Origin of the sequence: Cellulosimicrobium cellulans, from assembly GCF_016907755.1 — a bacterium.
Lineage (GTDB): Bacteria > Actinomycetota > Actinomycetes > Actinomycetales > Cellulomonadaceae > Cellulosimicrobium > Cellulosimicrobium cellulans_D.
Genome location: NZ_JAFBCN010000001.1, coordinates 2,226,173 through 2,238,387 on the forward strand (window position 1 = coordinate 2,226,173; position 12,215 = coordinate 2,238,387).

The 12,215-nt window shown below is 74.9% G+C and carries 7 protein-coding genes; 1 reads left to right on the plus strand and 6 read right to left on the minus strand.

The window, feature by feature from the left end; translation table 11 throughout:
- Positions 1 to 50: 50 nt before the first annotated feature.
- The 3 genes from JOE63_RS09570 to JOE63_RS09580 form a co-directional block, all read right to left on the minus strand.
- Complete coding sequence (locus JOE63_RS09570; protein WP_204540940.1) at positions 51 to 2,651, minus strand: glycoside hydrolase family 9 protein; 2,601 nt, start codon at positions 2,649 to 2,651, stop codon at positions 51 to 53.
- A gap of 73 nt (positions 2,652 to 2,724) precedes the next feature.
- Entirely contained in the window at positions 2,725 to 4,290 is a 1,566-nt protein-coding gene (locus JOE63_RS09575) for an SDR family oxidoreductase (RefSeq protein ID WP_307840017.1), read from the minus strand.
- Entirely contained in the window at positions 4,287 to 5,273 is a 987-nt protein-coding gene (locus tag JOE63_RS09580) for a DNA topoisomerase IB (RefSeq protein ID WP_204540946.1), read from the minus strand. Before JOE63_RS09580 ends, JOE63_RS09575 begins: the two co-directional genes overlap by 4 nt.
- 144 nt (positions 5,274 to 5,417) lie before the next feature.
- Here JOE63_RS09580 and JOE63_RS09585 point away from each other — a divergent pair, with 144 nt between their 5' ends.
- Entirely contained in the window at positions 5,418 to 6,788 is a 1,371-nt protein-coding gene (locus JOE63_RS09585; RefSeq protein ID WP_204540949.1) for a hypothetical protein, read from the plus strand.
- 103 nt (positions 6,789 to 6,891) lie between these two features.
- On the opposite strand, the gene JOE63_RS20995 is transcribed toward JOE63_RS09585, so the two are convergent.
- From JOE63_RS20995 to JOE63_RS09600, 3 genes are all read right to left on the minus strand, one after another.
- Positions 6,892 to 8,562 (minus strand): endo-1,4-beta-xylanase, encoded by a 1,671-nt coding sequence (locus tag JOE63_RS20995; RefSeq protein WP_239576676.1) that lies wholly within the window; start codon positions 8,560 to 8,562, stop codon positions 6,892 to 6,894.
- 87 nt (positions 8,563 to 8,649) lie between these two features.
- Positions 8,650 to 10,953, minus strand: coding sequence for a glycoside hydrolase family 6 protein (locus JOE63_RS09595; RefSeq protein ID WP_204540952.1), 2,304 nt, complete (start codon positions 10,951 to 10,953; stop codon positions 8,650 to 8,652).
- Between the two features lie 109 nt (positions 10,954 to 11,062).
- The gene (locus tag JOE63_RS09600; protein ID WP_167551052.1) at positions 11,063 to 12,169 is read right to left on the minus strand and encodes a LacI family DNA-binding transcriptional regulator; all 1,107 of its coding nucleotides are present in this window, start codon (positions 12,167 to 12,169) and stop codon (positions 11,063 to 11,065) included.
- Between the last annotated feature and the right edge of the window lie 46 nt (positions 12,170 to 12,215).

Below are 12,215 nucleotides of genomic sequence, written 5' to 3' on the forward strand. Positions count from 1 at the left end.
TCGCGCCGGGGAGCAGCGTCCCGGCGCGAGCGACGCTCGTGGGCGAGGGCTCACCCGACGGTGCACTCCGTCCCGCCCGACCCGTCGACCAGCGTGAACCGCGAGGGCGGCGTGCTCACGCCGCCGTGCGCGACGTTCGCGCCGACCTCCACGGACGCACCGGGGGCGAGCGTCCCGTTCCAGGCGGCGGACCGCACGGTGACGTCGGGGCCGGACTGCGTCCAGGTGGCGCTCCAGCCGTTCGTCACGGTCTGCCCGGACGGGAAGGTGAACGCGAGCGCCCACCCGTCGAGCGCCGTCGTGCCCGTGTTCGTGAGCCGGAGGGTCACCGTCCCGCCGGAGCCCCAGTCGCTCGACGACCAGCGGACGGCGCAGGCGCCGGTCGCGGGACCCGTCGGCGTCGCCGGGGTCGTGAACGCCGCCGCCGGCCCGGGCGCGGAGGCGTTCCCGGCCCGGTCGGTCGCGACGAGGGCGACGCGGTAGGTCGTCTCGGGCGCGAGTCCCGTCAGCGTGTGGGTGGTGCCCGACGCGGTCGCGACCCGCACGCCGTCGAGCAGCACGTCGTACCCGGCGACGCCGCTGCCCGCGTCCGAGGACGGCGCCCACGCGACGGACGCTCCGGTCGCGGTGACGCCGGAGACCGTCGGAACCCCCGGACTCGACGGCGGCGTGGTGTCCGGCTCGACCGGCCCCGCCGACGGCTCGTCGCCCCACAGCAGCTCGTCGCCCTCGTACAGCGTGATGCGCGCGTTCTTCGTCAGGGCGTCGCCGGTCGCGACCTGCGCGAAGGACCAGTCGTCGGAGGCGTCCCAGACGTCCGCCGTGACGCGGAACTGCACCTCGCGGCGGTGCTGGGACTGGCCCCCGGGGTACACGACCGAGCCCGAGCAGTCGATCTCGACGAAGTACTGGTCGCCGCCTGCGTGGCCGACGTCCGCCGTCGCGCCGGGGCACTCGGAGTAGTTCGTCGTGGCGCGCAGGGTCGCCGGGTCGGCGCCGTCGTCGAGCGTGAACCAGTACCGCAGGCGGACGTCGTCGAGCACGCGCGCCGGGAACGCCGACCGGTTGCGCAGGACGGCCTTGATCTCCGTGAACGCGGTGCCGGGCTGGTTGAGGCGCGACTCGACGAAGAACTCGTCCTGGTCCGGGGCCTCGGGCTGCGGGAAGTCGGCGAGCGGGGCGCCCCCGTGCTCGCCGACGAGGAATGCGAGCGCCGACGTGAAGCCGGCGTTGTAGTCCGTGGCGACCTCGTTCGCGACGTAGTCCGAGCGGCTGTCCGTGTAGGCGTCGTCCGGTGCGCCGGGGCCCCCGACGAGCGCGCCGTACAGGACGTGCCGCGTCGCGACCGGCTCGGCGAGCGAGTCGAGCCACGAGCCGTGCGCGGTGCGGTGGTGCGGGTTCTGCGGGGAGTCCTCGCCGTACCCGACGACGTACGACGCACCCCGCGGGTTGTCGCCGAGCGCGTAGCCGATCTGGCGCTCCCCGAAGTCCTGGTACGTCTGCGCGCGGGTCGTGTCGCCGCGACCCAGCAGCCACTCGCCGTAGGTCAGCGCGACGAACGCCGTGTTCGCGGCGTAGCGCAGCGAGCCCCACGAGTCGAGGAACGCCTGCCCGCCGGGGGAGTACCGCACGCGCGACCCCTGGTACCCGGTGGTCCAGTAGTCGAGCCACCGGTTCGCGTCGTCGACGTACTGCTGCTTGCCGGTGGCCTGGGCCAGCAGCGCGTACGCGCCGTACGTCTTGTCGTCCCACGCGATCGTCCAGCGGTACGACGGCGTGCTCGTCTGGTTCTCGCGGGAGAGACCGGCGTACTCCTGCTCGGCCTTGGCGAGGTACGCCGGGTCGCCCGTCGCCTCGTAGAGCCAGGCCGCGCCCCAGACGAGCTCGTCCTGGTAGCCGGACCACGAGTTGTAGAACGCGCCCACGGGCACGCAGTCGGAGTACTTGCCGCGGTACGTGTCGGCGAAGGCGTAGAGCTGCTCGGCGTGCTCCACGAGCTCGGCCGCGTACGCCGGGTCGTCGTCCGCGAAGACGATCGACGACGCGGCCATGGCCGCCGCGGTCTCGCCCGCGACGTCGCTCCCGGGGCAGGACCGGTCGACCTTGTACGCCGGCCGAGCCATCTGCATCGCCTCGGCGGGGCCCCACCACTTGTGGTCCGCGTCGCCGTCGCCGACCTGCGCGTACAGCACGTCCGGCTCGGGGTGGGCCTTGATGAAGTAGTCGTTGACCCAGCGCAGCGAGTCGAGCAGCTCGTCCCGCTGGCCCGACGCCGCGTACCCGTCGGGGCTCGCGATCGCGCCCCACGCGAGCATCGTCGTGGTGAACGCCATGGGCAGCCCGAACTTCACGTGGTCGCCCGCGTCGTACCAGCCGCCCGTGAGGTCGAGCCCGACGTCGGCGCCGTCGTCGAGCGCGGAGTCGCCGCGCCAGCTCACGCGGAAGTCGTCGGGGAGGTCGCCCGAGCGCTGGGCGTCGTAGAAGAAGAGGGACTTCTGGAGTGCCTCGGCGTAGTTCGGCTCGGCGGCGGCAGCGGCGGCCGCTGCCGGGACCGGCGTCGGGTCGGGCGCGGCCGAGGCCGGGGTCGTGGCCGCGAGGCTCGCGACGAGCAGGGCGCCCGCGGCGAGGACCGCGGTGGGTCGTGGGTGCATGGCTGCCTCTCGGTCCGGCTGCGTCCGCGTCGACGCAGGTCGTCGACACTGTCCGGAGGCGGCGGAGCCGGGGTCAAGGACGTGCGCGGCCCTGAAACGTTTCGCCGTCGCGCGCGGCGCGCTCTGCCGCCGCGGCGACGTTGCGCTGCATCCCGCCGAACACGACGCCGTGGAAGGGCTTGACCGCCCACCAGTAGAGCTGGCCCGCGAGGCCGTGCGGGTAGAACAGCGCGCGCTGCGCGAAGTACGTCCGGCCGGATCCGCTCGCGTCGTCGGGCGACGGCCCGGGTGCGTCGGGGTCGGTGGCGTCCGGGAGCTCCGCGGCCGCCTCGTCGACGCGCAGCTCGAGCCAGGCGAGCCCCGGCAGGCGCATCTCGGCCCGGAGCAGCAGACGACGGCCCGGCTCGATCGCCTCGACCCGCCACCAGTCGAGCTCGTCGTCCACGCGCAGGTGCCGCTCGTCGCGTCGACCGCGGCGCAGCCCGGGCCCGCCGACGGCGCGGTCCAGGAGCCCGCGCACGCGCCACGCGAGCGACCACGAGTACCAGCCGCCCTGCCCGCCGATCTCCTCGACGACGCGCCAGAGCACGTCGCGCGGCGCGTCGACGACCGTCCGCCGCTCGTCGACGTACAGCGAGCCGCCGGCCCAGTCGGGGTCGCTCGGCAGGGGGTCCGACGGCGCTCCCGGCACCGAGGCGGACGACCAGCGCGTCACCACCTCGCCGTCGTGGATGCGTTCCAGGGCCAGCTCGACGGCGCGGTCGAACCCGAGGAGGCCCTCGGGCGGGTCGGGCACGTACCGCCGGATGTCGTGCTCCCGGCACACGACCTCGTGCTGGAGCGACTCGACGAGCGGCCGCGCGATGCCTGACGGCACGGGCGTGACGAGCCCGACCCAGTGGCTCGAGAGCTTCGGCGTGAGCACCGGGACGCTGACGATCGCGCGCCGGGGGAGCCCGGCCACCCGCGCGTAGCGCTGCATCATGTCGCGGTACGTGAGGACGTCGGGCCCGCCGACGTCGAACGCGCGCGAGACGTCGGGCGGCATCGTCGCGGACCCGACGAGGTAGCGCAGCACGTCCCGCACCGCGATGGGCTGGATGCGGTTGTCGACCCACTTCGGCGTCGTCATGGCCGGGAGCCGCTCGGTGAGGTAGCGCATCATCTCGAACGACGCGGACCCGGAACCGAGGATCACCGCCGCCTGGAGGACCGTCGTCGGGACGCCCGAGGCGAGCAGGATCTCGCCGACCTCCTTGCGCGAGGCGAGGTGGCGCGAGAGCCCGCCCTCCGGGACGTCCGGGAACATCCCGCCGAGGTACACGATCCGCCCGACGCCCGCCTCGCGCGCCGCGCGCGCGAACGTGAGCGCGGTGCGGCGGTCGCGCGCCTCGAACGTGCTCCCGGTGCCGAGCGAGTGCACGAGGTAGTACGCGACGTCGGCGCCCTGGAGCGCCGCGCGGGTCTGCTCGAGGTCGGCGGCGTCCGCGGCCACCGTCTCGACGTCGTGCACCCACTCGCGCCCCGCGAGCCGCTCGGGGTGCCGTGCCAGCGCGCGCACCTCGAACCCCGCGCGCAGCAGCTCGGGCACGAGCCGCCCGCCCACGTAGCCGGTGACGCCGGTGACCGCGGCCCTCACGAGAGGAGCTCCAGGAGCTCGCGCTCGGCGCGCGTCTGGGAGCGGGTCGAGCCGATGGTCTCGCCGCGCTCCCACAGGTCGAACAGTCGCGGGTCGATGTACGAGGACCGCGCGACGGCGGGGGTGTTCCCCAGCTCCTCGGCGACGTCCTTGACGATCCCCGTGACGACCTTGCGCCGCGCCCGATCGGAGGCGGGCGCGGCCCCGGCGTCCGCGAGCGCGCGCGCCGCGAGCACCGTCGCGTGCCAGGTGCGGAAGTCCTTGGGCGTCGCGTCGTCGCCGAGCCGTTCCTTGATGCCCGCCTGGACGTCGGCGCTCGTGACGTCGTGCCACGCGGCGCGCCCGTCGGGGCCGTCCTCGCGCCACGCGAGCAGCTCGACGCCGCCGCGGCGCCGCTTGAGCGTCGTGACGAGCTCGGCGACCACCGGGTCGTCCACGACGACGTCGCGCACCTGGCCCGACTTCGCGGGGTAGTGGAAGTGCACGCTCCCGTCGCGCCGGACCCGTGCGTGCTCCTTGCGGATCGTCGCCAGGCCGTAGCTCTTGTTCTGCTGGGCGTAGATCTCGCCGCCGGCACGGAAGTACGCGAGGTCGAGCAGCCGGAACGCGAGGGCGAGCACCTTCTCGCGGCCCATGCCGGGCTGCGCGAGCTCGCGCGCGACGCGGCGCCGGGCGGCGGGCAGGCGCCGGCCGACGTCGAGCACGTGGTCGTGCTTGCGCCGCGCACGGCGCACCTGCCACTGCTCGTGGTACAGGTACTGGCCCCGACCGGCGACGTCGCGCCCGAACGCCTGGATGTGCCCGTCGGGGTAGCGGCAGATCCAGACGTCGGCCCAGGCCGGCGGGACCGCGAGACGCGTGCACCGCTCGACCTCGTCCTCCTCGGAGAGCGGGAGCCCCTCGACGTCGAGGAACACCCAGGAGTCGCCCTTCGGGCGCCGCGAGTACCCGGGGGAGGACACGGACACCCGACGCAGTCGCACCCGGTCATGGTGCGGGACGCGTCGTCCGCTCGCGCGGCAGGGGTGCCGAGGCCGCACGGCGGATGGGGAGCGGTCCCCATCGCCCGGGCCTCCGGCCGGGCCCTGTCGCGGCTAGCGTGGGCGGGCGCGGACGAGGGAGGGGACATGACGACGTCGGAGAGCCCGTGGTGGCGGCGCCGCAGGGGACGCGTGCTGGTCGGCGGAGCGGTCGTGCTCGTGCTCGCCGGCGCGCTGACCCTCTGGCTGGTCGCGCGGGGTGGCACCGATCCCGTCGACGCGCCGGTGAGCTCGTCGACGCTCGAGGGCTACCCGACCCGGGGCGGTCTCACCGAGGACGGCGCGCCGTCCGAGGACCTCGAGGCGGCCGCCGACGCCTGGCGGCGCGAGGACGTCGGCGGGCAGGAGGAGCCGCCCGCGGCCGACGAGCCTCTCGAGGTGCTGTGGGCCGGGGACGTCCCCGCGGCCGACCTCGCGTTCGAGAGCCGCTACGAGATCCGCCTCGGCGACGCGCCCACCGGCCGCCTCGTCGCGCTCCGCTCGGGCGACCACGTCGCGAGCTTCCTCGCGCCGGTCGACGTCGAGGGAGACCGCACCGACGCCTACCGCATCCTCGCGGACGGCGACGAGCGGCGGTGGCCCTCGCGCGCGACCGTCGAGCTCGACGACGGCCTGCTGCTGCTCGCCGAGTCGCTCGCCCGCAGCGCGGAGCCGGACGGCCTCGAGGTCGTGCATCCCGAGGGGGAGGACGACGACGTGCCGGTCGTCGTGACCGTTCCCGTCGACGACGGACTCCTCGTCGGCCAGCGCGGTGGCGCGATCCGGGCGGCCTCGGTGAGCGCCGTCCCCGACGGCGACGGCCCGGGTCTGCTGTTCACCGACGGAGGCGTGGTGACCACGGCCGACCTCGACGCGCTGTGGGGCCGGCTCCTCGATCCTGCCGCGGGGGCTCCGACCTGGAGCGCGCTCCTGGGCGCCTACCACGGCACGGAGGAGCGGCGCCGGGCCGACCCGCCGGTCGCGGCGCTCTGGGACGGGTCGGCGCTCTCCGACGGCACGCCCCTGGCGGTCGTCGCGGTCACGACGAGCGCAGGGGACCCCCGGGCGTGGTGGGAGGTCTACGCCTCGAGGCCGGCCCCGGAGGCCGTCGACGGCGAGGAGCCGGGCGACCCGCGGACGGACCGGCTCGGGGGCGGCGAGGTCGCGCCGGGGTGGCCGCTGGCGACACGCGTCCCGCCGCTCGTCGCGCAGTGGCTCGACGGCGGTCCCGGCGGCGACGCCGAGCGGCGGCCCGAGCTCGTGGTGGCGGGCGGGAACGAGGTCGTGCGGGTCGACGTCCTCGCGTCCGTGGACGGCACGAGCGTCGAGGGGTCCACGGTCACGTGGCCGCGCCCGGACCCGTCGACCTGGGCCCGCGACGCGGCCGACGTCGCACAGGTCGGCTCGACGGACCTGCCGCCGGTGGTGGTGGTGGGTCGCACCGCCGACGGCACCCCCGTCCCCGTCCTCGCGGACTGAGCCGGGGGCGCGGCCGGGTCACCACGGTGTGGGAGCCTCCGCCGCGGCGAGGGGCGGACGCCGCCCGGGGCGGCCCCTGCGCGCCCCGGACGTCGCTCGTCGGTCAGACGACGTCGCAGGCGGCGCCGTCGAGCGTGAAGGAGCTCGGCTCGGTGTTGATCCCGGAGTGGGAGCCGTTGAAGCCGACGTCCACGCTCGCACCCGCGCCGAGCGTGGTGTTCCACGGCGCCGGCGTGACGGTGACGCTCGAGCCCTGCTGGGCGTACTGCGCGGACCAGCCCTGGGTGACGGTCTGCCCGTCCGGGAAGGCGAACGTCAGGGTCCAGCCGTGCAGCGCGACGGCCGAGTCGTTGGTGATCCTGAGGGACCCGGTGAATCCGGTGTTCCAGGAGCTCGCCGCGTAGGCGACGGTGCAGGCCCCGGTGGGTCCGCCGCCAACCTCCGCGGTCTCGCCGGTCACGGTGCCGGACGTCGCGGAAGCGTTGCCCGCCGCGTCGACCGCCCGCACCGCGTAGACGTGCGAGGCGCCCGCCGCGAGGCCGGTGTCGGTGAACGACGTCCCGGAGACCTCGGCGACCTGGGTCCCGTCGCGGTACACGCGGTAGCCCGCGACGCCGACGTCGTCGCTCGAGGCGTTCCACCCGAGCGAGATCGAGGAGGTCGTGGTGCCGGAGACTCGCAGGCCGGTCGGGGCCGACGGCGCCTGGTCGTCGCCGCCCGGTCCGTCGTCCTGGGCGCCGAGGACCTCGGCGATCGCCGCGTACGCGGGCTTGGGCGCGTACGCGTCGTCCCAGACGAGCGCGGCGCCCTGACCCGGGAAGACGCCCGGGATCCACGAGTACCTGTCGGTGATGCCCCACAGCGTCACGCCCGTGCAGCGGTCGACGTCGAGGCAGGCCTGGAAGACCTTCGCGTAGTCGGACGCCTGCTGCGCGAGCCTCGACGCGTCGGCGGGGGTGTTCATGCGGATGTCGAGCTCGGTGATGCGCACGTCCACGCCGAGGTCGGCGAACCGCTGGAGGTTCTGGGTCAGCGTCGACGGGACCTGGCCGACGATCAGGTGCGCCTGGAACCCGACGCAGTCGATCGGCACACCGCGAGACGTGAAGTCGGCGACGAGGTCGTAGATCGCCGTGCTCTTCGCGTTGATCCCGTCGGTGCTGTAGTCGTTGAGGCACAGGTCGGCGTCCGGGTCGGCAGCCCGCGCGGCGCGGAACGCGTCCTCGATGTAGCCGTCTCCGAGCCGCTGCTGGAAGACGCTCTGCCGTCGGGAGCCGTCGTCCTCGAAGGCCTCGTTGACGACGTCCCACGCCTCGACGTCGCCGGCGAAGTGCCCGGCGACGGCGCGGACGTGGTCCGTCATGGCGGTACGCAGGTCCGCGCCCGTCAGGCCCTGGACCCACCCGGGGAGCTGTTGGTGCCACACGAGCGTGTGCCCGTAGAGGTCCGCGCCCTGCGCGGCCGCGTAGCTCGCGACCTGGTCCGCGGCCCCCCAGGAGAACGAGCCCCGGGAGGGTTCGGTCGCGTCCCACTTCATCGCGTTCTCCGCGACGACGAGCGAGAACTCGCGGTCGGCGACCGCCTGGTAGCTGCTCTCGGAGAGCCGGCCGGGGTCGAGCGCGAAGCCGATGGTCCTGCCGTGCCTGGCCGCGGCGTCGCCGAGCGGCTCGGTGGCGGCGGTCGCGGTCGTGGCGACCGGGAGGACGGTCGCGGCGACGAGCGCCGTGGTCGCGAGCGTCGTCGCGAGAGATCGTCTGAAGCTGGTGCTGCTCATGGGTGCACTCTCCGGGTCGATATCGATATCGAACGTCGCAAGACCGGCGGCCGGGGCGTGAGAGCCCCGGCCGCCGGTCGTCTCAGGTCAGCTGACGGTGCAGGCGGCGCCGTTCAGGGTGAAGGACGTGGGCTCGGTGTTGGTCCCGGCGTGGGACCCGTTGAAGCCGACCTCGACGCTCGCGCCCGCGCCGAGGGTGGTGTTCCACGCGGCGGGGGTCACGGTGACGGTCGAGCCGGACTGCGCGTACTGGGCGGACCAGCCCTGGGTGATCGTCTGGCCGTCCGCGAAGGAGAACGTCAGGGTCCAGCTCTGCAGGGCGGCGGCGGAGTCGTTGGTGATCCGCAGCGACCCCGTGAAGCCGGTGTTCCACGAGCTCGCGGTGTACGCGACGGTGCACGCACCGGGGGTGCCGCCCCCGTCCTGCGCCGTCGTGCCGGTCACGGTGCCCGACGTGGCGGACACGTTGCCCGCGGCGTCGAACGCCCGCACCGCGTAGACGTGCGCGGTGCCCGCCGCGAGGCCGGTGTCCGTGTACGACGTCGCGGTCACCTGCGCGACCTGCGTCCCGTCCCGGAAGACCCGGTAGCCGGTGACGCCGGTGTCGTCGGTGGACGCGTTCCACGCGAGCGCGACCGTGGAGGTCGTCACGCCGGAGACGCGCAGCCCGGTCGGGGCGGACGGCGCCTGGTCGTCGCCGCCGGGGCCGCCGTCCTCGTCCGTGGTCACGGTGAGCGGCGCGGACGCGGCGGAGACGTTGCCCGCGGCGTCGCGCGCGCGGACGGTCACGGCGTAGGACGTGCCCGCGTCGAGGCCGGTGACCGTGAACGAGGTCGTGGCCGTCGTACCCACGGCCGCGCCGTCGACGAGCACGGTGTAGCCCGTGACGCCGCGGTCGTCGGTGGACGCGGTCCAGCTCACGCTCGCCGACGTCGTCGTGGTCGCGACGGCCGTGAGGCCCGTCGGGACCGACGGCGGGGTCGTGTCCGCCGGCCCGCCGCTCCCGTCGCCCTCGATCGCCGGGTAGGCGTTCTCGACGAGCATCCGGAACTGGGACTCGAACCACTGGCCCGCGAGCGGGGCGTCAGGCAGGGCGCCGGTCAGCTGGTTGGCGAGCTTGGGCGAGACGAACGTCGGGTCGCACATGCGGTCGAACCGCTTGCCCTGGTCGTTCGGGATGTCGGACGACGCGCCGTCGGACTCGCCCGGAGGCTTGACCCACACGTAGGCGTGCAGGTGCGACTCAGGGAAGCCCGCGGGCGAGGCCTGCGGGCGCTCGCCGATCCCGGCGCCGGCCGGGTTGCACCACGCGCCGCGGTGGATCCGCCGGTCGACGCGCGACTCGTCCACGTAGGTGTTGAGGGTCGTCGACGTGCTCACCGCCGTCGGGCGGTCGTCGCCGCCCCAGCCGTTGCGCGAGGTGTCGACGAGCATGCCGATCGACGTCGGGAAGCCCTCCGCCACGAGCAGGTCGTAGAGGTGCGCCGTCCAGTCGGTCTCGTCGAAGTCGGCGTTCCACTCGTAGAAGCTCGCCGAGCGCACGGGCGTGCTGCCGAGCTGGACGTCCTCGAGGAACGGCTCGTGCAGCGGCGTGGAGTTGGCCGTGTTCGTGACGAACCCCGCGACCGACGCGTAGCCCGCGTCCGTCGACAGCACGACCTCCTTGAAGAGCTTCGCCGCCGGGCCGCCGTTGCTCGGCCAGCCGAGCCAGCCGGCGTGCGCCGCGTCGATGTAGGAGTACACGTTGCCGACGTCGTGGAGCGCGTCCAGCGCGTACTTCACGCCCTCGCGGTAGTACGGCGCCGACGCCTGGCAGTCGGGCGTGCTGATGTTCGTGATGAGGTTCGGCAGCGAGTCCGGCTCGATGGTCGCGACGACGCGCAGGTCCTCGTAGGCGGGGTCGTCGAGGATGTCGGCGATGACGTCGATGTACTCGGTCTCGTACCGCGCCATGTCCGTCGCGTTCGGCTTGAGCTCGCCGTTGGACGCGAGCGCGTAGCAGTCGCGGCCGGGCAGGTCGTAGATCACGAGGTTGAAGACCATCGGCACGCCGGGCTGCTTCTGCGCGATCGCGGCGTCGAGGTGGTGCCGCAGGCCCGGGCCGTCGGCGTTGCCCTCGATCGCGCTGATGCGGTCCATCCAGACCGCGGTGGGCTCGTCGGCGATGGCTCGCATGCGGGACCCGAGATCGCCGCCGGCTCGGTCGGCGGCGGCGGCGACGTTGGCGGACCAGAACTCGTTGACGTACTGCGTGGCACCGGCGAACGGGTTGCTCACGCGAGGTTCGGCGGCGCTCGCCGGCGCGGCGGCCGCGACCAGCGGGGCGGCGAGCAGCGCGAGCGACGCGACGACGGCCGCGCCCCTGCGCGGTCGACTGGATCGGGATGGCACGTGGTCCTCCAAGGGTCCGGGAGCGCGGACGGGTCCGCGCACCGGGCGGCTCTGCCCGGCGGGGACAACGTGACGAACCCGGGCCGTCGTCGGCTACCGCCTGAAACGTTTAGGCGCCGCGCGGTGGCGCGGTCGTCCCCCGCAGGAGGAGGCGCGCGGCCGGGCGCTCGCGATCGACCGCCGGGCGGGTCGTGGCGGGGTCGGCGTCGGGGCGCGCGACCGGGCGCCCGAGGCCCAGCCGTGCGACGACGACGTCCGCGACGTGCGCTCCGAGCCGCTGGAACGGCCGGTGCACGGCGGTGAGCGCGGGCGCGACGAGCCGGCACGTCGCGGAGTCCTCGCCGGACAGCACCGACAGGTCCCACGGCACCTCGAGCCCCTGGCCCCGCCCGGCCTCGAGCACGGCGAGCGCAGCGACGTCCGTGTCGGTGAGCACGGCGGTGGGACGCGAGTCGTGCGCGACCAGCCGCGCCGCGCGCGAGCGCGTCTCCTCCCACGTGCGGCACTCGACGACGTCGACCCGGGTCTCCGGGCCGCCCGCGTCGCGCGCCGCCGCGACCAGGGTGCGCGCGAGCTCGTCCTGCGCGTCCGAGACGAGGACGGCGATCCGGCGGTGGCCGAGCTCGACGAGGTAGCGGGCCGCGCGGGCGTCCGCGTCGCCCGCGAACCAGGTCCGCACGCCGGGCGTGGCAGGGTCGGACGGGCCGGGCGTGACCTCGACGAGCGGGATCACGGCCTCGCGTGCTGCCCGGATCCGGGGGTCGCGCGCGTGGGCGTCGACCACGACGTACGCCGCGTGCCGCCGCTCGGACCAGCCTGCCTCGAGCTCCCGGGCGCCCTCGTCGCGGTCGTCGGTGACCTCGAGGCCGAGGGCGAGGTCGTGCTCCGTGAGGACGGCACGCATGCCCGCCGCGAGCGCCAGGGCGCGGTTCGGTCCGGCGGCCCCCTCGGCGGCGTGGACGACCTGGAGCGCCACGCTGCGGGCGCTGGAGCGCAGCGAGCGGGCGGCCGCGCTCGGCCGCCAGCCGAGGTCGGCCGCGGTGCGCAGGACGTGCCGGCGGGTGCGCTCGGACACCCCCGGCCGGCCGTTGAGGGCGTAGGAGACGACGGCGATCGACACCCCCGCCGCACGGGCGACGTCGGTGATCGTGATGCGCCGTGCGCTCGGACCGACGGCGCCGTGCGAGGCCGGTCCCGGGGACGAGTTGGTGGTCACGCTCCCACACTGTGCCCGGTTTGGGTGCATGATGCCTACCAGGACT

Bases quoted from the DNA above. Each gene is read 5' to 3' on its own strand.
- JOE63_RS09570 (WP_204540940.1), bottom strand. From the start codon at position 2,651: ATGCACCCACGACCCACCGCGGTCCTCGCCGCGGGCGCCCTGCTCGTC.
- JOE63_RS09585 (WP_204540949.1), top strand. From the start codon at position 5,418: ATGACGACGTCGGAGAGCCCGTGGTGGCGGCGCCGCAGGGGACGCGTG.
- JOE63_RS20995 (WP_239576676.1), bottom strand. From the start codon at position 8,562: ATGAGCAGCACCAGCTTCAGACGATCTCTCGCGACGACGCTCGCGACC.